Source organism: Streptomyces sp. NPDC093984, assembly GCF_044764595.1.
GTDB classification, from domain to species: domain Bacteria; phylum Actinomycetota; class Actinomycetes; order Streptomycetales; family Streptomycetaceae; genus Streptomyces; species Streptomyces cynarae.
Genome location: NZ_JBIWIM010000005.1, coordinates 336,054 through 357,234, shown reverse-complemented (window position 1 = coordinate 357,234; position 21,181 = coordinate 336,054). Strand labels below are relative to the sequence as shown.

Here is a 21,181-nt window from a genome sequence, read left to right as displayed (position 1 = left end):
CCGGTTGCCGCGGATCGGCCGGCGGGTGTACCCACCTGGGCGGTGCCTACGCGGGCTGCTGCGCAGCGGTGCCTACGCAGGCTGCTGCGCAGCCGCGATGCGCTCGTTGCGCAGCGCCTCGTACCAGCGGTCGTCCACCGGCGGCAGCGCGTTGACGTCCAGCGCCAGCTTCAGCAGCAGGTCCGCGATCTGCGGGTTGCGCGCCAGCACGGGACCGTGCATGTACGTGCCGAAGACCGTGTCGTTGTACGCGCCCTCCGTGCCGTCGCCCGTGCCGTTGCCCTTGCCGAGCTTCACCTGCGCGAACGGGCGGGCCGTGGGGCCGAGGTGGGTGACGCCCTGGTGGTTCTCGAAGCCGGTGAGCGGGGGCAGGCCGAGGCGCGGGTCGATGTCCGCGAGGACGTCGCCGACGCACCGCTCGCCCTCGCCGCGCACCGAGACCACGTCGAGCAGACCGAGGCCCGGCTCGCGCTGCCCGAGGTCGTTGATGAACTCGTGGCCGAGGATCTGGTAGCCGGCGCAGACCGAGAAGACGATCGCGCCGTTCTCCACGGCCCGGTACAGATGCCCGTCACGGCGCAGCCGCTCGGCCGCGAGCCGCTGCGGACGGTCCTCGCCGCCGCCGATCAGGTAGATGTCGCCGGAGGTCGGGATCGGCTGGTCGCTGCGCACGTCGAGGCGGGCCACGTCGAGGCCGCGCTGACGGGCCCTGCGCTCCACGACGAGCGCGTTGCCCTGGTCGCCGTAGGTGCTCAGCAGGTCCGGGTAGATCCACACCAGACGCAGCTGGTTGTCACTCATCGATGATCGTCCTTCGTGCTCAGTTGCCGACACGGCGGCGCAGGTCCTGGAACGCGGTGTAGTTGGCGATGACCTCGATCCGGCCCGGCGGCGCGAGCTGCACGGCCTGGTCGAGGTTCTCGCAGACCTGGAAGGACTGGTTCGCGACCTCCAGGCGCACGGCGAGGTCCAGCTTGCGGTCGCCGATGACGAAGATCGGGTGGCCGGTCAGCCGCGTGTAGTCGACGTCCCACAGCCAGGAGGTGTCGGTGCCGTCGGCCGAGCGCGCGTTCACGGAGAGGATCACCGGGGTCGGCGGCGGATCGATCAGCGAGAACGTCTCCAGCCAGCCGGCCGGGTTCTTCGCCAGCAGCAGGCGCAGGTCGCGGTTCTGGAACTGGACGACGTCGTAGCGCCCGGCCACCGCCTGCACCTGGTACATGCGCTCCAGCGCGACCTGCGGGGGCACGCCGAACACGGCGGCGACGGCGGCCGAGCTCGCGGCGTTCGCCTTGTTGGCGCGGCCCGGCAGCTGGAGGTGGATGGGCCAGGCGGAGCCGTGCGGGTCGAGGACGTGGTCCCCGGACAGCGCCCAGCTCGGGGTCGGCCGGCGGAAGCCGCACTCGCCGCAGTACCAGTCGTCGCCGGGGCGCTGCATCACACCGCCGCAGGACGGGCAGGACCAGGCGTCGTCCTTCCACATCTGGCCGGCGGCGACCCAGATCACATTGGGCGAGGAGGACGCGGCCCACACGACCAGCGGGTCGTCGGCGTTCGCGACGACGACGGACTTGGACCCGGCCAGGCCCTCACGCCAGTTCTCGGCGAGCATACGGGTCTCGGCGGCGCGGTCGAGCTGGTCGCGGGAGAGGTTCAGCAGCGCGATGCACTTCGGGTCGGTGTCACGGGCGACCCCCGCGAGGTACTTCTCGTCGACCTCGATCACAGCGAACTTGGCGTCCGAACCGCCGGCCAGCGCCGAGGTGATGCCGGCGGGCATGTTGGCGCCGAGCGCGTTGGAGACGACCGGGCCCGCGGCGCGCAGCGCCTCCGCGATCAGCCGGGTGGTCGTGGTCTTGCCGTTGGTCGCCGAGACCAGGACGACGTCCAGGTTCTGGGCGAGCCGGGCGAGGAGGTCGGGGTCGAGCTTCAGCGCCACTCGGCCGCCGATCACCGAACCGCTGCCGCGCCCAGCGGCGCGCGATGCCGCAGCGACCGCCTTGCCCGCGGTCACGGCCAGCTTGGCCCGCGGCGTCAGCGGGTCCGAGTTGCCTGCCATCAGTTCTCGATCCTCCTTGCGTACAGCGCCGCGCCCTGTTCCGGCAACGTGTGGGCCTCAGCCTATCGAGATCCCCGCACGCCCCCGAACCGCGGCACCACCCCGGCGCCCGCGCGGCCCTGCCGACCGTACCCTTGCCGGCATGCCACATCGCACCATCCCGGGCGCCCGAGGGCGCGTCCGGCCCATCACCGTGCTCGGCGACCGCGTACTTCGCGAGCCCTGCGGGGACGTCACCGACTTCGGACCTGAACTCGCCCGGCTCGTCGAGGACATGTTCGCGACGATGTACGCCGCGCGGGGGGTCGGCCTGGCCGCGAATCAGGTAGGCGAGCCGTTGCGGGTGTTCGTGTACGACTGTCCGGACGACGAAGACGTGCGTCACCTGGGCCATGTGGTGAACCCACGGCTCGTGGAGGCGGACGGTGTGGTGATCCGGGGGCCGGAAGGGTGTCTGTCCCTGCCGGGGCTCGAGGCCGGGACGGAGCGGTTCGACCGGGCGGTCGTCGAGGGGTTCACGGTGGGTGGAGAGCCGGTGCGGGTGGAGGGCACCGGGTGGTTCGCCCGGTGCCTGCAGCACGAGTGCGATCACCTGGCCGGCGGGCTGTACGTGGATCACCTGGAGGGGTGGCGCAAGCGGAGAGTGTTGCGGCAGGCCGCGCGAGCGTCGTGGGGGCGATGAACGTCGGCGACCGCACGCCGTCTTTGGCCGGTCGCGCAGTTCCCCGCGCCCCTTTCGGGGCGCCTCAGAACCCGGGGCCTCCGATGCGGTCCCCGGCCGCAGCCAGACGACCCCACAACAAGTCGGCCAGGCTTCTGACCAACTCCGCCCGCGAGCAGGGCCGTTCCCCCAGCCACCAGTCGCCGGCGGCGTGCATCATGCCGACGATGCCGTGGCCCCACACCCGCGCCAGCTGGTGGGTGTCCGGGCCGAGGTCCAGGCGTTCCTCGATGACCTGGGCCAGTTCCTCACCCATGCGGCGCAGCAGCGGGATCGAGTGGCGGCCGGTGTCGAAGCCCTGGTCGTTCTGCGAGCCGCCCTCCGCCGGATGCATCAGGAAGCGGTACACCTGCGGTCGTGCCTCGATCGCCGCCAGGTACGTGTCCAGCGTGGCCTCGACCCGCTCGCGGCGGTCCGCCGGGGCGTCCAGCGCCGCCCGCAGCGAGTCGAGCAGCGCATCCGTGTGGCGTTTGGCGAGGGCCGCGTACAGCCCGCCCTTGTCGCCGAAGTGGCGGTAGAGGATCGGCTTGGTGATGCCGGCCTCGGCGGCGATGGCGTTCATCGAGGCCCCGGGGCCGTCGCGCAGCACCACTCGGTCGGCGGCCTCCAGCAACTCTCGCCGTCGGCGGTCGGCGGACCGCTCCTGATCGGTCCGCTGCGTGGTGTCCATCATCTCTCCCCACCCGTCCTGATTCGGTGACGCCTGCGCAAAGTAACACTGAAAGGCGGGTCGGTATCGAACGAGCTGCCGACTTGCCAAGGAGGCGGTCCGGCCGGGCCCGGGAGTTGACTTCTCCTACTGGTGAGTAACAGACTGCTGTTACCGCAAGTAACACGTTAGCGCAGTGCTGGAGGGGACATGGCCGAGTTCACCATGGAGCTCAACGACGAACAGAAGGAGGTCCGGGACTGGCTGCACGGCTTCGCCGCCGATGTCATCCGCCCCGCGGCCGCCGAATGGGACGAGCGTGAGGAGACTCCCTGGCCGGTCATCCAGGAGGCCGCGAAGGTCGGCATCTACTCCCTCGACTTCTACGCCCAGCAGTACTTCGACTCCACGGGTCTCGGCATCCCCATGACGATGGAGGAGCTGTTCTGGGGCGACGCGGGCATCGCCCTGTCGATCGTCGGCACCGGACTCGCCGCCGTCGGTGTCCTCGCCAACGGCACCGAGGAGCAGATCGGCACCTGGATCCCCCAGATGTACGGCGACGCCAACGACGTCAAGGTGGCCGCCTTCTGCTCCTCCGAGCCCGACGCCGGCTCCGACGTCGCCTCCATGCGCACGCGCGCCGTGTACGACGAGGCCAAGGACGAGTGGGTGATCAACGGCACCAAGACCTGGGCGACCAACGGCGGTATCGCGGGCGTCCACGTCGTGGTCGCGGTCGTCGACCCGGAGCTCGGCTCCAAGGGCCACGCGTCGTTCATCATCCCGCCGAACACGCCGGGCCTCGCCCAGGGCCAGAAGTTCAAGAAGCACGGCATCCGCGCCTCGCACACCGCCGAGGTGATCCTCGACAACGTCCGCGTCCCCGGCTCCTGCTTGCTCGGCGGCAAGGAGAAGCTGGACGAGCGGCTCGCCCGCGCCCGGGAGAAGGCCCGGAAGGGTGAGGAGCGTGTGAAGAACGCGGCGATGGCCACGTTCGAGGCGAGCCGCCCCGCGGTGGGGGCCATGGCGGTGGGCACCGCCCGCGCCGCCTACGAGGTGGCCCTCGACTACGCCAGGACGCGCGAGCAGTTCGGGCGGCCGATCATCGACAACCAGGGCGTCGCCTTCCAGCTCGCGGACATGCGGACGCAGATCGACGCGGCGCGGCTGCTGGTGTGGCGGGCGTCGTGGATGGCGATCAACGGCAAGCCGTTCACCGCTGCCGAGGGGTCGATGTCGAAGCTGTTCGCGAGCGAGACGGCGAAGAAGGTCACGGCGCAGGCGATACAGATCCTCGGGGGCAACGGGTACACCCGGGAGTACCCCGTGGAGCGCATGCACCGCGATGCGGCCATTTACACGATCTTCGAGGGTACGAGCGAGATCCAGCGGCTGGTGATCGCCCGGACGCTCTCCGGCATGCCCATTCGCTGAGGGCCCCTCACACAGGCTCTAACGGTGCTTGAGCGGCGTGATCTGCTCGATGTCGTACCGCCTCCGCAGCGCCTCGATCGCCTCGTGGTCCGGCGGGCCCCCGTCGGCGAGGATCTCCAGGAGTTCCTCGAAGTAGCGTTCGTGGTCCGGGGGCGGGGACGCCTGGAAGAACATCTTCGCCGGGGTCTCCGTCGGGTTCGCGAAGGCGTGGGGGCAGCCGGGGGGCACGACGATGACCGTGCCCGGTGTGGCGCGCAGCACCCGGCGGCCCGAGCTCGACTCCCACTTCTGCCAGTTGTCGGGGGTCCGCACGCGTGGCTCGAAGGCGAGCACGTCCAGCTCGCCCTCGAGCACGTAGAACAGCTCCTCGCTGCGCGTGTGCACATGGGCGCCGACGTCGAAGCCCGGAGGCACGATCACCTCGAACGTGGACGCCATGCGCGAGTGCGAGCCGGTCACCTTGAACGTCACGTGCTGGGCCGGTGTCTGGACCACGCGTCCCTGGCCCGGCGGCACGAACAGGCCCTCGGTGGCCACTGGTCTGTCAGTCGTCGTCATGAGCCGCTCACCACGTCACGGGAAGGGCATCGGGGCCGCGGGTCAGCGCGCCCTCGCGGAAGGGGACCTCATCGGGCGGCACCGCGAGCCGCAGCCCCGGCACGCGGTCCACGAGGGCGTCGAGCAGCATCCCGGACGCCAACCTGGCCGGCATGCCGCCCGGGCAGCGGTGCGGGCCGGAGCCGAACGCCACATGCGGGTTCGGGTAGCGCGCGAAGTCGATCGTCTCCGGGTCCGGGAAGACACCCGGGTCGCGGTTCGCCGCCGCGTACGACACGTACACCGCCTCACCCGCTCGGATCCGTACGCCCCCGACCTCCACGTCCTGCGTCGCCACCCGGGGCGGTCCCGCGGCGTCGCGGTGCGGGATGTACCGCAGCAGTTCGTCGACGGCCTGCGGGCGGATCGCCGGATCGGCCCTCAGACGTTCGGTCAGATCCGGACGGCTCAGCAGGAGGTGGAACATCCGGCCGGTGTGGCCGGTCACCGCCTCCGCGCCGATCTGCAGCAGCACCGCGAGGCCGGCCGCCTCGTCCAGTGCCACCTCACCCAGGCCCACGGCGGCCCCGAGCAGCGAGACGACGTCCTCGCCGGTGCCGCCCTCACGGGCGCCGATCAGGCCGGTGAAGTACGCGCTCATCTCGTCCCTGGCCCGCTCACCGGCCTTCGTGCCGTGCGCGGGGGAGAGGACGAGCCGGGTCCAGGTGCGGATGTCGTGCCGGTCGGCGGCCGGGATACCCATCAGCTCGCAGATCACGGCGCCGGGGAAGGGGCCGAGGACCGCCGCCACGAGGTCGGCGGGTGGCCCGTCCTGGAGCAGTTCGTCGACCAGTTCGTCGAGCATGCGCCGTGCCGTCTCGCGCACCCGCTCGACGCCGCGCGCCGTGAAGGCCGCGGCGACCGAGCGGCGCGGCCGGGCAGGGTCGGACGGGTTCGGGAAGGCGACCGCGTCGCGCTGCGGGACGACGTGCGGGGCGAGCCGGGTGGGAGGACCGTCCATGACCGGCTCATGGCCGAACCGGGGGTCGTTCGTGACCGCGCGCACATCGTCGTAGCGGGTCACGAGCCAGGCCCAGCCCGCGCCGTCGGGCCGCCCGACCCGGCTGACCGGGCCTTCGCGCATCAGCGCGGCCAGGTCCGGGTCGAAGTCCACGCCGGGCGGGTGGGGGGCGGGCCAGGGGCGGATCGGCGGCAGGACCCCGCCGCTCGTCCCCTCGGCCGCGGCGCGCCGCCTGTCGTCCGTGTCGGTGGTCATCTCATTTCATCCCGTTCCCTGAGATGTGCCAGCGGCCCAGCGCCATCTCCGCCGTGATGCCCGGTCCGAAACCGGCCAGCAGCCCACGCGCCGCGTGTTCGGCACCGCCCGACTCGAACAGCCGGCGCAGCGCGTCCAGGACGACGGCGCTCGCGATGTTGCCGTACTCGGTGAGCGTGGCCCGGCTGAACCGGAACGCCTCCGCCGGCACGTGCAGGAACTTGCTCAGGTCGTCCAGGATGCGCGGGCCGCCCGCGTGGACGATGTAGAAGTCCAGCTCGGACGCGTCCCAGCCATGCTGCCTGGCCAGTCCGTCGAGCGCCGGGGCGAGCGGTTCCATCGTGGTGGGCACCCGCTTGTCCAGCAGGAAGTGGAATCCGGTGGCCCGGACGTCGTACGCGATCCACTCCTCGGTCTTCGGGATCAGGTACGAGGCGTTGCGCTCGAGCTTCACGCCGGTGCCGCCCTTGCCGCGCACGACCGCCGCCGCGATGCCGTCGCCGAACAGGCCGTTGGACAGCAGCGAGCCGACGCCCAGGTCGGTGGGCTGGTAGCACAGCGAGCAGAACTCGCAGGCCACGATGAGGGCGTTGGCGTCGGGGTAGGCCGTGCAGAAGTCGTGCGCCCGGTTGATGGCCGCGCCGCCGGCGGCGCAGCCCAACTGGGCTATGGGTATCTGCCGGGTGTCGGTGCTGAAGCCCATCGAGTTGATCAGCCACGCGGTCAGCGAGGGCATCATGAACCCGGTGCACGACACGTAGATGATCACGTCGATGTCGGTGGTGAGCAGTTCGGCGTCGTCCAGCGCCCGCTGCACCACCGCGGGCACGCGGGCCTTCGCCTCGGCCTCGTAGAGGTTGTTGCGCTCCTCGAAGCCCGGGTGCTTCAGGGTCTCCTCGATGGGCTGCACGATGTGCCGGGTCTTGACCCCGGTGTTCGCGATGAGCCGCAGCGCGAGAGGGAGTTGAGGGTGGTCCGGGTGGCGGGAGCGCGCCAGGTCCAGCGTCTCCTCCATCGTGATCACGTGTTCCGGGACAGAAACCGCGGGCTTGCACAGAGTCGCCATGGAGCGCGCCTTCTTTCGCCTTGGCGGAGGACTCTTCGTCCCCCGGCGGAAGGGGGTTCGTCACCCGTACGCGGGTGGTCCACCCACGATCACCCGGCGCAGCGGGGATATCTCGCGGTGCTACTCCGATCCAGTGGTGGACGTACAGTGACGACGTGTGTGCGTAAAGTCGCAGATCGTAGTCGGAAGAGGAGCGCCGATGACACGTACGGCCAGTGAACTGCTGGAGACGGCCGCCGAGAGGCTCGCCCCCGATCCGCACGCCAACCGGCTGGTTCCGCTGATCGCCCGCGGGGCGGCCCGGCCCGCCACCCTCGCCGCCCTGGCCGCCGAACAGCGGGATGTGATCGCCTCCGACCGCCGCGCCTTCCGGCACCTCGCCGAGCGCTGCCGCGACCAGCCGGCGTGCGCCGACTTCTTCACCGCGCTCGCCGAGGCCGAGGCCGTGGCGCAGGACCGTCTGGGCGCGTACGCCGCCGCCTGCCAGGAGGCGAAGCCGGCCGGGTACGAGCCGATGGCGGACTGCCAGGGGTATGCCGCCTACGTGGCCTGGCTGGCCCTGAACGGGGAACCGGCCGACGTCGCCCTGGCCCTGAGCGTCAACTTCGCGACCTGGGGCGACTACTGCGCCAGGATCGCGCGGGCACTACGCCAGTGCTACGGCTTCACCGACGAGGCCTGCGCCTTCTTCGACCTGTTCGCGGAGCCGTCCCCGGACCTGGACCGGAAGGCGAGCGCGGCGATCCAGGAGGCCCTGGACGCGGACCGCCTGAACGAGGAGCGCGCCCACCGCTACGGCCGCCTGCTCCAGAACTACGAGACCGGTTTCTGGCACGCGCTGTGGGAACTGGACGGCAAGGGCTGACGGCCCCCGGCAGCCCTACGAACCACTGCTGTGCGCGATGCACGCGACGTCGATCCGGTCCGCGAGCTTCGCCAGCTCGATGGCCAACGCGGCCACCGTGTCCTCGTCCAACCCCTGCTCCCCCTCCTCCACAAGCCGCACCCATCGACCGCCCAGCCTGCGCAACAACTTGCTCACATCGGCGGCAGCCACCTGCAAGGTCCCGCGGTCGTCGACGATCAGAGGCAGGGTCACTTCGCGGTTCACAGAGGCGATCGTAACCGTGGAACGCTCACGCCCCGTGCCACACCGTGGTGATGTTGCAGAACTCGCGGATTCCGTGCTCGGCCAGCTCGCGCCCGTAACCGGAGCGCTTGGCCCCGCCGAACGGGAACGCCGGGTGGGACGCCGTCATCCCGTTGACGTACACCCCGCCGGCCTCCAGGTCCTGCACGAAACGGTCCACTTCGGTCCCGTTGCGCGTCCAGACGTTCGAACTCAGTCCGAAGGGTGAATCGTTCGCGATCGCCACCGCCTCGTCGAGGTCCGCGGCCCGGTACAGCGTGGCCACCGGGCCGAACGCCTCCTCGCGGTGGATCCGCATCTCGGGGGTGATGTCGGCGAGGACGGTCGGCGGGTAGTACCAGCCGGGCCGGTCGGGCCGCTCGCCGCCGCACAGCACCGTCGCGCCCGCCTCCACCGCGTCGTCGACGAGTTCCTCCAGGTCGGCCCGGCCCCGCTCGCTGTACAGCGGTCCGACCTCGGTCTCCTCGTCCATCGGGTCGCCGACCTTGAGCGCCTTCATCCCGGCCGTGAACCGCTCGGCGAACGCGTCGAACACGTCCTCGTGCACGATGAAGCGCTTGGCGGCGATGCAGGACTGCCCGGTGTTCTGCACCCTGGCCGTCACCGCGACCTGCGCGGCCCGGTCCAGGTCCGCGGACGGCATGACGATGTACGGGTCGCTGCCGCCCAGTTCCAGCACCGTCTTCTTGATCTCGTCCCCGGCGACCGAGGCGACGGACCGGCCCGCCGGTTCGCTGCCGGTGAGCGTGGCCGCCTTGACCCGCGGGTCGCGCAGCACCTTCTCGACCTCTCCGGAGCCGATCAGCAGGGTCTGGAAGCAGCCCTCGGGGAAGCCCGCCCGGCGGAACAGGTCCTCCAGGTAGAGGGCGGTCTGCGGGACGTTGGAGGCGTGCTTGAGCAGGCCCACGTTGCCCGCCATCAGCGCGGGCGCCGCGAACCGGATCACCTGCCACAGCGGGAAGTTCCACGGCATCACGGCGAGCACGGGGCCGAGCGGCCGGTAGCGCACGATCACCCGGGAGGCGCCCGAGTCCTTCACGTCGACGTCGGCGGGCTCCTCGTCGGCGAGCAGTTCCTCTGCGCGGTCGGCGTACCAGCGCATCGCCTTGGCGCACTTCGCGGCCTCGGCGCGAGCCTGCTTGACCGGCTTGCCCATCTCGGTGGTGATCACCCGGGCGATGTCCTGCTGGTCCTCCTCGAGCAGGTCGGCCGCCTTGCGCATGAGCGGCGCCCGCTCGGCGAACGTCGTGGTGCGATGGGTGCGGAACGCGGCCTCGGCGGCGGCGAGCCTGCGCTCGATCTCCTCCGCGCCCAGGGCGTCGTACGTCTTGAGCGTCTCGCCGGTCGCCGGGTTCACGGTGGCGATGGGCATGGCTGACCTCCTGGAAAGGCTTGCTTCGACCTTCCCGCGCGGCGGTGGCGGCCGCAACGCGGGCGGCGTTGTCCCGCTGTCATCGGACACCGCCCACGCCCGAGTGCTCCGCGAGCCGGTCCAGAAACGCCCTCTGCGCGCTCACGATCACTTCCCGGGCCCGGTCGAGGCCGAACCATGCCACCCGGTCCACCTCCGGGAACTCCTCCAGGCGCCCCGACTTCGGCGGCCACTCCATCGTGAAGGTGCCCGGCTCGATCGCCGCCGGGTCGAGGTCCGCCTCGACCGCCCAGGCCGTGACGGTCTTGCCGCCGCTCTGCCGCACCTCGCCGAGCGGGACGGCCTCCCCGTCGGGCGGCGGCAGCCCCAGCTCCTCCCGGAACTCACGGCGGGCCGCGTCCCAGGACGGCTCGTCGGGGTCGTACTCGCCCTTGGGCACCGTCCACGCCCCGGCCTCGCGGCGGGCGAAGAACGGGCCGCCCATATGGGCCAGCAGGACCTCCGGACCGTGGTCGGTGCGCCGGAACAGCAGCAGACCCGCGCTGCGCCTGCTCCGCCCGCTCACGGCGCCACCTCGGGGTGGGCGGCCAGCAGCGTCTCCACGGTGTCGGCCTCCTCGGGGCGCTTGTCCTCCCGATAGCGCACCACTCGGGCGAAGCGCAGCGTGACGCCGGCCGGGTAGCGGGTGGAGCGCTGCAGCCCGTCGTAGGCGATCTCGACCACGAGTTCGGGCCGTACCTTCACCACCCAGCCGTTGTCCTCGACGGCCAGTTCCTTCAGCCGCTCGGTCTGCCAGGCGAGCATCGCGTCCGTCATGCCCTTGAACGTCTTGCCGAGCATCGCGAAGGAGCCGTCGGGGTTGCGGGCGCCGAGGTGGAGGTTGGACAGCCTGCCGGTGCGGCGACCGTGGCCCCACTCGGCGGCCAGCACCACCAGGTCCAGGGTGTGCACCGGTTTCACCTTGAGCCAGGACGCGCCGCGCCGGCCCGCGCTGTAGGGGGCGTCGAGCGCCTTGACCACCACGCCCTCGTGTCCGCGCTTCAGTGTCTCGGTGAGGAAGGCCTCCGCGGCGGCGATGTCGCCGGGGTCGCCCGGGTCGTGCACGAGCGTGCGCCGCACCCGCATGGGTTCCGGGACCAGCCGGGCCAGCTCGGCATGGCGGTCCGTGAACGGCAGGTCCAGCAGGTCCCGGCCGTCCACGGACAGCGCGTCGAAGAAGACAGGGGAGACGGGGACGGACGCGGCGGCCGTCGCCACGTCCACCCGGGAGCCGACACGCCCCGAGATCTCCTGGAAGGAGCGCGGCCTGCCGTCCTCGTCCAGTGCGATGACCTCGCCGTCCAGGATGAACCGCTCGCCCCGCAACGCAAGGGCGGCCGAGGTGATCTCCGGCAGCCGGTCGGTGATGTCGTCCAGGGTCCGGGTGTGGATGCGTACCTCGTCGCCGTCCCGGTGGACCTGGACGCGGATGCCGTCGAGCTTCTCCTCGACGGCACACGCACCCAGCTTCCGTACGGCCTCGGCGACCGAGGACGCGGTCTGCGCCAGCATCGGCAGCACCGGTCGGCCGACCGTGAGCCGGAACGCCTCCAAGGCCGCCGGGCCGTCGGCGAGCAGGGCCCGCGCCACGGTCTGCAGCGACCCGGCGAGCATGACGGCCCGCCGCACGTCCGCCGGGTCGGCGCCGGTCGCCCCGGCCAGCCCCTCCACGGCGTGGGCGTCCAGCGCCCCCTGCCGCACCTCCCCGGTGAGCAGCCCGAACAGGAACCGCTGCTCCTCGGCGGTGGCCGCCGCCAGCAACGCGCCGACCAGCCTTCTGCGTTCCGCCTGCGAGCCGGTGCCGGTGACCGAGCCGATCCGGGTCAGCCGGGCGTCCACGTCCCGCACGGTGAGCGTGGGCTCCTCGGCCGGCGGCACTCCCTGGTCGAGGAGCTTCCAGCCGATGCCGAGCCGCCCCTGGGGCAGGCGTCCGGCCAGATACGGGATGACGATCGGCACGTCGTCCGCGTCGGCGGCCCGGAACAGCTCGGCGAGCAGCGCGATCTTCCGGGACCGTGCCGAGGTGGCGGCGACCTCCTGGGACACATGGGCGAGCCGGCTCAGCAGCATGCAGTCATGGTGCACCTCGGGCGGCCCACCCACACCTTCGTCTCTCCCGGTCGGCCCCAGAGCCGCCCCGATGCTGCCGCATTGACAAACACGTTTGCCGAAACTGCAATGCAACCATGAGCACCGACGACGTTCTCGCGGGCGTGGGCCCGAGGCTGCGACGGATCCGCAAGGAGCGGGAGGTGACGCTCGCGGCGCTGTCGGAGGCCACCGGCATCTCCGTCAGCACCCTCTCCCGGCTGGAGTCGGGCCTGCGCAGGCCCAGCCTCGAACTGCTGCTGCCGATCGCGCAGGCCCACCAGGTACCGCTGGACGAACTGGTGGGTGCGCCGCCGGTGGGGGACCCGCGGGTGCGTGCCAAGCCGATCGTCCGGGGCGGCCGGACCCACTGGCCGCTGACCCGGCAGCCCGGCGGCCTCCAGGCCTTCAAGGTCCTCGAACCGCAGCGCAAGCCCGCGCCCGATCCGCGGACGCACGAGGGCTACGAGTGGCTGTACGTGCTGTCCGGAAAGCTGCGGCTGGTGCTGGGTGACCACGACGTGGTGCTGACCGCGGGGGAGGCGGCGGAGTTCGACACGCGGGTGCCGCACTGGTTCGGGTCGACGGGGGAGGGGCCGGTGGAGTTCCTCAGCCTGTTCGGGCCGCAGGGGGAGCGGATGCACGTACGGGCGCGGCCCGCTCGTCCGTGACGCATCCGACTGTTCCCTCATGGGCAAGCGACCGCTTAGTATGCGAGGAGCCCGGTCGGACAGAGCAGTCGGTGGAGGCCCCGCATGCAGGCATGGCAAGTGCACGAGAACGGTGAGCCGAGTGAGGTGATGCGCCTCGCGGAGGTGGAGCGGCCCGCGCCCGGTGACGGCCAGGTCCTGCTGAGAGTACGGGCCGCCAACGTCAACTTCCCGGACGCGCTGCTGTGCCGCGGGCAGTACCAGGTCCGGCCCCCGCTGCCGTTCACGCCGGGCGTGGAGATCTGCGGCGAGACCGAGGACGGGCGCCGCGTGATCGCCAACCCGGCGCTGCCGTACGGCGGCTTCGCCGAGTACGCGCTCGCGGACGCCGCGGCCCTGCTGCCCGCCCCGGATTCCCTCGACGACGCCGAGGCCGCCGCCCTGCACATCGGCTACCAGACGGGCTGGTTCGGTCTGCACCGCCGGGCCGGTCTGGAGGCCGGCGAGACGCTGCTCGTCCACGCTGCCGCAGGAGGGGTCGGCAGCGCGGCCGTGCAGCTCGGCAAGGCGGCCGGTGCGACGGTCATCGGCGTCGTCGGGGGTGCGGACAAGGCGTCCGTCGCCCGGGAGCTGGGCTGTGACGTGGTGATCGACCGGCGCGCCGAGGACGTCGTCGCCGCGGTCAAGGAGGCCACCGGCGGCCGGGGCGCCGACGTGATCTACGACCCGGTGGGCGGGGAGGCCTACGCGCAGTCCGCGAAGGTCGTCGCCTTCGAGGGCCGGATCGTCGTCGTGGGCTTCGCCAGCGGGTCCATCCCCAGCCCGGGGCTGAACCACGCACTTGTCAAGAACTACTCGATCCTCGGCCTGCACTGGGGCCTGTACAACACCAAGAACCCGAAGCTGGTCCAGCACTGCCACGAACAGCTCACCGAGCTGGCCGCCCGCGGCGCCATCAAGCCCCTGGTGAGCGAGCGGGTCCCGCTGAGCGGTGCCGCGACCGCCGTGCAGCGCGTGGCCGACGGCGTGACGACCGGCCGTGTCGCCGTCGTCCTGGAGAACGGAGCCACCGCATGACCGACGCCACCGAACTGCGCCGCCGTACGCAGGAGTTGCTCGCCTCCCACCCTCCCGCCACCACCGACCGCCTCGACTTCCTCAGGGCCCGCTTCGACGCCGGACTCGCGTGGGTGCACTACCCGGAGGGCCTCGGCGGCCTGGGCGCCACCCGCTCCCTCCAGGCCGTGGTCGACGCCGAGCTCGAGGCAGCCGGCGCCCCCGACAACGACCCCCGCCGCATCGGCATCGGGCTCGGCATGGCCGCGCCGACCATCCTCCGCTACGGCACCGAGGAGCAGAAGCGGCGCTACCTCAGGCCGCTGTGGACGGGCGAGGAGGTGTGGTGCCAGCTGTTCAGCGAGCCCGGCGCCGGATCCGACCTCGCCGCCCTCGGCACGCGGGCCGTCAGGGACGGCGAGGACTGGATCGTGAACGGGCAGAAGGTGTGGACGTCCAGCGCCCACATCGCCCGCTGGGCCATCCTCATCGCCCGCACCGACCCGGACGTGCCCAAGCACCAGGGCATCACCTACTTCATCTGCGACATGACCGACCCCGGCGTCGAGGTCCGGCCGCTGCGCCAGATCACCGGCGAGGCCGAGTTCAACGAGGTCTTCCTCACCGGCGTCCGCATCCCCGACGCCCGCCGCCTCGGCGAGGTCGGAGACGGCTGGCGGGTCGCGCAGACCACGCTGATGAACGAGCGGGTGTCCATCGGCGGCATGCGCATCCCGCGCGAGGGCGGCATGATCGGCCCGGTCGCGAGGACCTGGCGCGAGCGCCCCGAACTGCGCACCCACGACCTGCACCAGCGGCTGCTGGGGCTGTGGGTCGAGGCCGAGGTCGTCCGGCTCACCGGCGAACGGCTGCGCCAGCAGCTCGCCGTGGGCCAGCCCGGCCCCGAGGGCTCCGGCATGAAGCTCGCCTTCGCCCGCCTCAACCAGGAGATCAGCGGCCTGGAGGTCGAACTGCGGGGCGAGGAGGGCCTGTTGTACGACGACTGGACCCTTCGCCGGCCCGAACTCGTCGACTTCACCGGCCGTGACGCCGGCTACCGCTACCTCCGCTCCAAGGGCAACAGCATCGAGGGCGGGACCAGCGAGGTCCTGCTGAACATCGTCGCCGAGCGCGTCCTGGGCCTGCCCGCCGAGCCGCGCACCGACAAGGACGTCGCATGGAAGGACCTGGCCCGATGAGCACGACGAGCACGCAGCCCGATCTGCTCTACTCGGAGGAGGAAGAGGCGCTGCGCTCCGCCGTGCGCGACCTCCTCACGGACCGCTGCGAACCGGCGGGAGTGATCGCGCGCATCGAGTCGGACGCCCCGCACGACCGCTCGCTGTGGCAGGCGCTCGCCGACGGCATGGGGCTCGCCGGTCTCCTGGTGCCGGAGTCCCTGGGCGGCCAGGGCGCCTCGCACCGCGAAGCCGCCGTGGTCCTGGAGGAGCTGGGGCGCGCGGTCGCCCCGGTGCCGTACCTGACGAGCGCGGTGGTGGCGACCGAGGCCCTGCTCGCCTGCGACAGCGACGAGGCCGCCAAGCTGCTGACGGAGCTGGCGTCCGGGCGGACCGTGGGCGCGCTCGCGGTCGGGCTGTCCGCCGGACCCGGCGGCGCCCACGGCGTCGTACGACACGAGAACGGCGCGCTGCACGGGGAGTTGAGCGCCGTCGCGGACGCGGCCGCCGCCGATGTGCTGCTGGTTCCGGCGGACGACGGATGCCTGTACGCCGTGGACGCGGCCGCCGTCACCATCACCCCGCAGGTGGCCCTGGACCTCACCCGCCCGCTCGCCGCGGTCACCCTCGACGGCGCCTCAGGGCGCCTGCTCACCGCGGACGCCGCACCGGCCGTACGACGAGCCCTGCGGGCCGGCGCGGGACTGCTCGCCTCCGAGCAACTCGGCGTCGCCGACTGGTGCCTGACCGAGACCGTGCGCTATCTGAAGGAACGCAAGCAGTTCAACCGGCCCGTCGGCGGGTTCCAGGCGCTCAAGCACCGGCTCGCACAGCTGTGGCTGGAGGTCGCCGGACTGCGGGCCGCCGCCCGTCACGCGGCCGACGCGCTCGCCAGGGGCAGCGAGGACACGGACATCGCGGTCGCCGTCGCCGAGGCGTACGCGGCACCCGTCGCCGTCCGCGCCGCCGAGGAGGCCCTGCAACTGCACGGCGGGATCGGCATGACCTGGGAGCACCCGATCCACCTGTATCTGAAGCGGGCCAAGGCGGATTCGATCGCCTACGGCACGGCGGGCGCTCACCGCGAGGCGCTGGCCGACCTGGTCGACCTCCAGGCCCCGTGACATGACGCGCGGGAGAAGCCCGCCCCACCCGGGGCGGGCTTTTTCCGTGTGCGCCCGGCGGGCGAGATGAACGCGGGACGGCGGTCCGGCCAACTCCCCCGTCGGACCTGCTTCCCGAGGCTCATGGGCGCCCATACTCCCTTGAAGTCCCGTACGGCACATCAAGGGAGGCAGAGCATGGCCCTCACCACCCGTCGCAGAGCCCTCACCACCCTGGGCGCCGCACTCGCCGGCTCGCTCGCCCTGCCCACCGCGCACGCATGGGCGGGCGAGGGCAAGCGCGGCCCGCGCCCGCTGTGGCGCGCCCACGCCCACAACGACTACGAGCACCCGCGACCCCTCTTCGACGCCCTCGACCACCGCTTCGGCAGCGTGGAGGCCGACATCTACCTCGTCGGCGACCAGCTCCTCGTCGCCCACGACCCCGTCGAACTCGACCCCAGGCGCACCCTGGAATCCCTCTACCTCGACCCGCTCGCCACCCTCGTCAAGGCGAACCACGGCTCGGTGTACCGCGGTTGGCGCAGGCCGCTGCAACTCCTCGTCGACATCAAGACCGAGGGCTCGTCGGCCTACCTGGAACTCGACCGCCACCTCCGGCGCCACCGGCACCTGTTCACGACGTACGCGCACGGCCGCGTGTACCCGGGACCGGTCACCGCGGTCATCTCCGGCGACCGCGCCGCCCGTGCCCCGATGGAGGCGCAGACCGTGCGGCACGCCTTCTACGACGGCCGCCTCAGTGACCTCGGCAGCCCCGCGCCCGCCACCTTCGTCCCACTGATCAGCGACAACTGGACCCTCAACTTCAGCTGGCAGGGGGAGGGGTCCTTCCCCGACGCCGAGCGGCAGAAGCTGCGCGACATCCTCTCCCGGGCGCACGCGCACCGGCAGAAGGTGCGCTTCTGGGCCACCCCCGACGCGGCGGGCCCGGCCCGGGACGCCCTGTGGAGCGAACTGCTGGCCGCGGGGGTCGACTACTTCAACACGGACGACCTCGCGGGCCTCGAGGCGTTCCTCGACGCCCACGAACGGTCCTAGAACCACACGTTCGGCGGACACGTCAGCCGCCCGGATGAACCCTCCGCTACGCCACACTTGCGGCCGAAAGCCGCGAAGTGGGCGTGGCGTAGGAGGGTGATGATGGCCGTTTCCATCTCAGTGGTGCTGTTGCTCCTGATCATTGCGGTGATCTTCGTGCGCAACAACGCCATGAAGATCTCGCACGCGCTGGTCTGCATTCTGCTCGGCTTCTTCCTGGCCAGTACGAGCATGGCCCCGACCATCCACCAGGGGCTCGCGGCGACCGCGCAGATCGTCAGCAGCCTGCGCCCCTGACGCTCACGAGCCGAACACCCCGATCCCGTCCGGGACGGGGCGCTCGGCTCCTGCACTGGGATGGTTGCGCACGCTCACCGTGCCCGTGGCCGACGACCGGGTGACCAGGGTCGTGGAGCCGCCGCCGTCGAGGTTGAAGCCGTCCGTGGCGCCCAGCCACCGCAGGGTCCGGGCGACCTCCGAGACGGTGAGGCCGCTGCGATAGGCGGCCGAGCCGTCCAGGGCGAGCAGCAGCAGGCGGCGGCCGCCGTCCTCGATGCCCACCGCGGTGCGCACGGCGGAGGTCGTGGCGTCGAGGCCGGGCAGCGGCGTGCCGTGCCGCAGCACCGGGAAGCCGCCGACGGCGAAGCGGTACGGAACCCCGGACGCGGCCGCCACCAGCTGGTGCCGCACCTGGACCTTCTCGCCCGTGAAGAGCTTGCGCAGCTGCCGCGCCCCCGCTTCACGGCCCACCAGGACCGTGCTGTCGGCCGCGATGGGGCCGCTGCCCGGATGATCGGCCGTGGCGGCGACCCGGCCGCCCCGGATGGTCACCTCGTACGAGTCCGTGCTGCACGGCCCACCCCGGTCGGTGTCGGTCCCGCAGACGGCGCGCAGCCGCGAGACACTGCCCCAGTCCGAGGTGTACGCCCCGATCGACCCCTCGGGCAGCGCGTACTGGTTGAGCCCGCGCAGCGGCAGCCGCTCGCCCGGTGTGGTCACGGAGCCGTCGAGGGTCAGCCGGTCCAGTCGCGCGGCACCGTCCGTGCCCACTCCGAGCACGTCCTCGGTGCTCGTACCGGGCGGCAGGGCCGGTCCGAAGCGCTGCCCGCGCGGTACGGCGGCCTTGAGCGTGTGCCCGCTCGCGACGGCCGGGCCGACGGCCGAGCCGGTCGCCGGGACCCAAGGATGCTGGGTCTCGGTGATGTTGAAGAAGTCGCCGTTGATCCCCGCCACCGCACGCTGCGCGCCGACGAGTTGGGAGACGGTGGCGCGGGCGGCCACGGCACGCGGATGCAGCAGGTCGACCCGTACCCGCGGATCGCGCAGGTCCACGGTGACCAGGTGCGCGCGCGTCACCCCGTGGGCCGCGGGGATGTCGAACTCGCTGTACTGGACACCCGGCGCGATCCTCCGGGCGTCCGGCGCGGCACTGGCCGGTGCGGCCCCCGCGAGGGCGGCACCGGCCAGTGCGCTCCATGCCAGAAAAGCCGTCAGTACGACTCTGAACCGTCTGTCGTGACGCGTCACAGCTCCCCCTGATGTCTCGCCAACTTGCCCAGGACTCGGGGGAAGTGCACCAGACAGCGGTGTCCCGCGCGGTGCTCAGGCGTCGACGACGCGGGAACGGATGAGAAAACGCACTCCTTCGGGTGCTTCCAGGGAGAAGCCGCTGCCACGGCCCGGCACCACGTCCACGATCAGCCGGGTGTGGCTCCACGCCTGGTACTGGCTCCTGGACATCCAGAAACCGACCGGTTCGCCGACCCCGTCGACCTCCAGTTCCGCGAGCAGCACGTCCGAGCCGCCGGTGCGGAACTCGCCCTCCGGGTAGCACATGGGCGCGCTGCCGTCGCAGCAGCCGCCGGACTGGTGGAACATCAGCGGCCCGTGGACCTCCCGCAGCCGCCGCACCAGCTCGGCGGCCGCGGGGGTCAGCTCCACGCGCGGAATCATGTCCATGGTCACGGCACGATCCCAGCACGGGACACGTTGCAACGACGTTGCGGTCAGCCCCGGTACCCGCGCAGCTTGCGGTAGAGCGTCGCGCGGCCGATGCCGAGCGCCGCCGCCGTACGCGCCTTGTTGCCGCCGTTGCGGTGCAGCGCCTCCAGGATCGTGGTGCGTTCGGCGTGCTCCATCGGGCTGAGCGGACGGACCGCGGGTCCGTCGCGCACGGGATCCGGCAGCTCGGCCCGGCGGACCGGCCCGGACGCCCGGCGGTGCTCCGCCAGCGCCCGTACGACGTGCGCGAGTTCGGTCACGTTTCCGGGCCACGGATACCGCTCCAGGGCGCGCAGGGCGTCCAGTGCCCAGGTCAACGGCGGGTTGCCGGGTGCGGGCCGCGGGGCCAGCGCCGGCAGCAACTCCCTTATGTCCTCGGGGCGCTCGCGCAGCGCGGGCAGGGTGACCGAGCGGGCGGCCAGGGTGTCGAGGAGCCGCTGGAGACACGGGCCGGGCGGCGCGCCGGGCGTGTAGGTGGCGAGCAGGGGCGCCTCGGGGTGCGCGTCGAGCAGGGTGTTCAGGGCGGCCACACCGGACTGGGCGAGCCGTTCGGCGTGGCGGAGCAGGAGAGGACGGCCCCGGGCCAGCTCGGCGAGCGCGCGGTCGAGTTCCCCGTTCTCCGCCGCGTCGACCACCCGTGCGGCGCGCTCGCCCAGCAGCTCCCGGGCGAGCGCGGTCTTCCCCGTGCCGCGCTCACCGGACAGCAGCAGCGGCTCCCGGGAGCGGGCCAGCTCGACGGCGCGCCCGACGGCATGGCGCCAGGGGACCGAGCAGCCGACCAGGGCGACGGCCGGGCGCGGCACCGGAGGCGGGGGATCGGCCAGCGGCTCCAGCACGGCCACGATGCCGACGACCGCGCCGTCCCGGCATACCGGAGTGATCCGCGCGGTGCACCCCGCTCCCTCGGGCAGGACGGCCTCGGCGGGCACGTCCTCCTGGTGCCGTACCGCCACGGCCGTACGCTCCAGGGCCTGAAGGGACTCCGGCGCCAGCATGCGCTCCGCCGCCGCGCTGACCAGGCGGCTGAGGCCGTCCAGCGCGGCCACCGCGGCGTCCGGCCCGCGCGCCGCGCGCAGATAGGCGTCCAGCAGGACCCGCTCGGGCGGCCGTGCCCGGGCGAGCAGTTCGGCCTCCACCGCGGCGACGGCCGCCTCCGCGAGCGCCGCGCCCGGATGCGGCGGGCACCCGGCGCGCAGCCGTGACGCCACGGTCACCGTGCCGAGCGCCTGCCCGGTCCACGGCGCCGACACCGGGACGCTGACCGCCGACACGTCCTGCCACCGGTCGAGGAAGTGCTCCGGTCCGTGCACCTCGGCCCGCCGCCGGGTGCGCAGGGCGAGCGCCGCACTGTTGTGGCCGACCGCCCGTTCCGACAGATCGGGCCAGGGGTCGAGCCCGGCCCCGCTCCCGGCCGTCCACAGCACCCGCAGCCGCTCGTCGGTGAGGAGGAGGACCGACCGTTCGCGGCCGAGCGCGGGGGCGATCCGTTCGAGCACGGGCCGGGCCGCCTCCAGCAGCGCCGACTCCACCGGACGCACCGGATCGGCGGTCGGCTCCCTCAAGTCGTGCTGGACCCCGAAGAACCGCGCACGCCGCCAGGCGGCGACGACCTCCTCCGGCACGCCGTCGGGCAGCGGACGCCCCGACAGGAACCGCTCGCGTGCCAGACGCAGCGGGGCGAGCGCGGGACCGGCGGGGGAGTGTTCTGTCGTGGTCACAACGCCCCCACCGTAGCGG

At 72.4% G+C, this 21,181-nt stretch carries 21 protein-coding genes and 1 pseudogene; 9 read left to right on the top strand and 13 right to left on the bottom strand.

Going from position 1 to position 21,181, the window contains the following annotated elements; translation table 11 throughout:
• Window positions 1-72: 72 nt before the first annotated feature.
• Together ACIRC0_RS21105 and ACIRC0_RS21100 are read right to left on the bottom strand one after the other, a co-directional pair.
• Window positions 73-801, bottom strand: a complete 729-nt coding sequence (locus ACIRC0_RS21105) for a type 1 glutamine amidotransferase (RefSeq protein ID WP_403617653.1) — start codon at window positions 799-801, stop codon at window positions 73-75.
• 19 nt (window positions 802-820) lie between these two features.
• Entirely contained in the window at window positions 821-2,059 is a 1,239-nt protein-coding gene (locus ACIRC0_RS21100) for a MurT ligase domain-containing protein (RefSeq protein ID WP_263228677.1), read from the bottom strand.
• Window positions 2,060-2,201: 142 nt separating this feature from the next.
• On the opposite strand from ACIRC0_RS21100, the gene def reads away from it, so the two are divergent.
• On the top strand, window positions 2,202-2,741 hold the full coding sequence (gene def, locus ACIRC0_RS21095; protein WP_403617652.1) for a peptide deformylase: 540 nt from the start codon (window positions 2,202-2,204) through the stop codon (window positions 2,739-2,741).
• Between the two features lie 64 nt (window positions 2,742-2,805).
• Here def and ACIRC0_RS21090 read toward each other — a convergent pair whose 3' ends face one another.
• Window positions 2,806-3,450: a TetR family transcriptional regulator gene (locus tag ACIRC0_RS21090; RefSeq protein WP_403617941.1), complete on the bottom strand. Its 645-nt coding sequence runs from the start codon at window positions 3,448-3,450 to the stop codon at window positions 2,806-2,808.
• Between the two features lie 189 nt (window positions 3,451-3,639).
• Between ACIRC0_RS21090 and ACIRC0_RS21085 the strand changes: the two genes are divergently transcribed.
• Window positions 3,640-4,866, top strand: coding sequence for an acyl-CoA dehydrogenase family protein (locus ACIRC0_RS21085; RefSeq protein ID WP_403617651.1), 1,227 nt, complete (start codon window positions 3,640-3,642; stop codon window positions 4,864-4,866).
• Between the two features lie 18 nt (window positions 4,867-4,884).
• On the opposite strand, the gene ACIRC0_RS21080 is transcribed toward ACIRC0_RS21085, so the two are convergent.
• From ACIRC0_RS21080 to ACIRC0_RS21070, 3 genes and pseudogenes are all read right to left on the bottom strand, one after another.
• Window positions 4,885-5,424 carry a cupin domain-containing protein gene (locus ACIRC0_RS21080; RefSeq protein ID WP_200422042.1) on the bottom strand — a complete coding sequence of 180 codons (540 nt, stop codon included), beginning with the start codon at window positions 5,422-5,424 and terminating at the stop codon, window positions 4,885-4,887.
• Between the two features lie 7 nt (window positions 5,425-5,431).
• Window positions 5,432-6,679: a cytochrome P450 gene (locus tag ACIRC0_RS21075; RefSeq protein WP_403617650.1), complete on the bottom strand. Its 1,248-nt coding sequence runs from the start codon at window positions 6,677-6,679 to the stop codon at window positions 5,432-5,434.
• Window position 6,680: 1 nt separating this feature from the next.
• Window positions 6,681-7,754 (bottom strand): annotated as a pseudogene (locus ACIRC0_RS21070) (type III polyketide synthase); the annotation flags it as partial.
• Window positions 7,755-7,944: 190 nt separating this feature from the next.
• Between ACIRC0_RS21070 and ACIRC0_RS21065 the strand changes: the two are divergent.
• Window positions 7,945-8,610: a transcriptional regulator gene (locus ACIRC0_RS21065; RefSeq protein WP_403617649.1), complete on the top strand. Its 666-nt coding sequence runs from the start codon at window positions 7,945-7,947 to the stop codon at window positions 8,608-8,610.
• 15 nt (window positions 8,611-8,625) lie between these two features.
• Here the strand turns inward: ACIRC0_RS21065 and ACIRC0_RS21060 are convergent, their stop codons facing one another.
• The 4 genes from ACIRC0_RS21060 to ACIRC0_RS21045 all read right to left on the bottom strand — a co-directional run bounded on the left by ACIRC0_RS21060 (window position 8,626) and on the right by ACIRC0_RS21045 (window position 12,376).
• Window positions 8,626-8,856 carry a DUF6213 family protein gene (locus ACIRC0_RS21060; RefSeq protein WP_366025761.1) on the bottom strand — a complete coding sequence of 77 codons (231 nt, stop codon included), beginning with the start codon at window positions 8,854-8,856 and terminating at the stop codon, window positions 8,626-8,628.
• A gap of 25 nt (window positions 8,857-8,881) precedes the next feature.
• A complete protein-coding gene (locus ACIRC0_RS21055; protein ID WP_403617648.1) occupies window positions 8,882-10,267 on the bottom strand; it encodes an NADP-dependent succinic semialdehyde dehydrogenase in 1,386 nt (461 codons plus the stop codon).
• A 79-nt stretch (window positions 10,268-10,346) separates the two neighbouring features.
• A complete protein-coding gene (locus ACIRC0_RS21050) occupies window positions 10,347-10,832 on the bottom strand; it encodes an NUDIX domain-containing protein (RefSeq protein ID WP_403617647.1) in 486 nt (161 codons plus the stop codon).
• A complete protein-coding gene (locus tag ACIRC0_RS21045) occupies window positions 10,829-12,376 on the bottom strand; it encodes an ATP-dependent DNA ligase (RefSeq protein ID WP_403617646.1) in 1,548 nt (515 codons plus the stop codon). Before ACIRC0_RS21045 ends, ACIRC0_RS21050 begins: the two co-directional genes overlap by 4 nt.
• A 116-nt stretch (window positions 12,377-12,492) precedes the next feature.
• Here ACIRC0_RS21045 and ACIRC0_RS21040 point away from each other — a divergent pair, with 116 nt between their 5' ends.
• The 6 genes from ACIRC0_RS21040 (at window position 12,493) to ACIRC0_RS21015 (ending at window position 17,740) form a co-directional block, all read left to right on the top strand.
• A complete protein-coding gene (locus ACIRC0_RS21040; RefSeq protein WP_403617645.1) occupies window positions 12,493-13,065 on the top strand; it encodes a helix-turn-helix domain-containing protein in 573 nt (190 codons plus the stop codon).
• A gap of 84 nt (window positions 13,066-13,149) precedes the next feature.
• The gene (locus ACIRC0_RS21035) at window positions 13,150-14,121 is read left to right on the top strand and encodes an NADPH:quinone oxidoreductase family protein (protein WP_403617644.1); all 972 of its coding nucleotides are present in this window, start codon (window positions 13,150-13,152) and stop codon (window positions 14,119-14,121) included.
• Window positions 14,118-15,299: an acyl-CoA dehydrogenase family protein gene (locus ACIRC0_RS21030; protein ID WP_403617643.1), complete on the top strand. Its 1,182-nt coding sequence runs from the start codon at window positions 14,118-14,120 to the stop codon at window positions 15,297-15,299. The genes ACIRC0_RS21035 and ACIRC0_RS21030 overlap by 4 nt, the downstream gene beginning before the upstream one ends.
• Window positions 15,296-16,402 (top strand): acyl-CoA dehydrogenase family protein, encoded by a 1,107-nt coding sequence (locus tag ACIRC0_RS21025; protein WP_403617642.1) that lies wholly within the window; start codon window positions 15,296-15,298, stop codon window positions 16,400-16,402. The genes ACIRC0_RS21030 and ACIRC0_RS21025 overlap by 4 nt, the downstream gene beginning before the upstream one ends.
• Window positions 16,403-16,579: 177 nt before the next feature.
• A complete protein-coding gene (locus tag ACIRC0_RS21020; protein ID WP_403617641.1) occupies window positions 16,580-17,443 on the top strand; it encodes a phosphatidylinositol-specific phospholipase C/glycerophosphodiester phosphodiesterase family protein in 864 nt (287 codons plus the stop codon).
• Window positions 17,444-17,545: 102 nt separating this feature from the next.
• Window positions 17,546-17,740, top strand: coding sequence for a hypothetical protein (locus ACIRC0_RS21015; protein WP_388996507.1), 195 nt, complete (start codon window positions 17,546-17,548; stop codon window positions 17,738-17,740).
• Window positions 17,741-17,743: 3 nt separating this feature from the next.
• On the opposite strand, the gene ACIRC0_RS21010 is transcribed toward ACIRC0_RS21015, so the two are convergent.
• The 3 genes from ACIRC0_RS21010 to ACIRC0_RS21000 form a co-directional block, all read right to left on the bottom strand.
• Window positions 17,744-18,970, bottom strand: coding sequence for a phosphodiester glycosidase family protein (locus ACIRC0_RS21010; protein WP_403617640.1), 1,227 nt, complete (start codon window positions 18,968-18,970; stop codon window positions 17,744-17,746).
• A gap of 75 nt (window positions 18,971-19,045) precedes the next feature.
• Complete coding sequence (locus ACIRC0_RS21005) at window positions 19,046-19,402, bottom strand: DUF779 domain-containing protein (protein WP_403617939.1); 357 nt, start codon at window positions 19,400-19,402, stop codon at window positions 19,046-19,048.
• Between the two features lie 47 nt (window positions 19,403-19,449).
• Window positions 19,450-21,162, bottom strand: a complete 1,713-nt coding sequence (locus tag ACIRC0_RS21000; RefSeq protein WP_403617639.1) for a helix-turn-helix domain-containing protein — start codon at window positions 21,160-21,162, stop codon at window positions 19,450-19,452.
• Window positions 21,163-21,181: the final 19 nt, after the last annotated feature.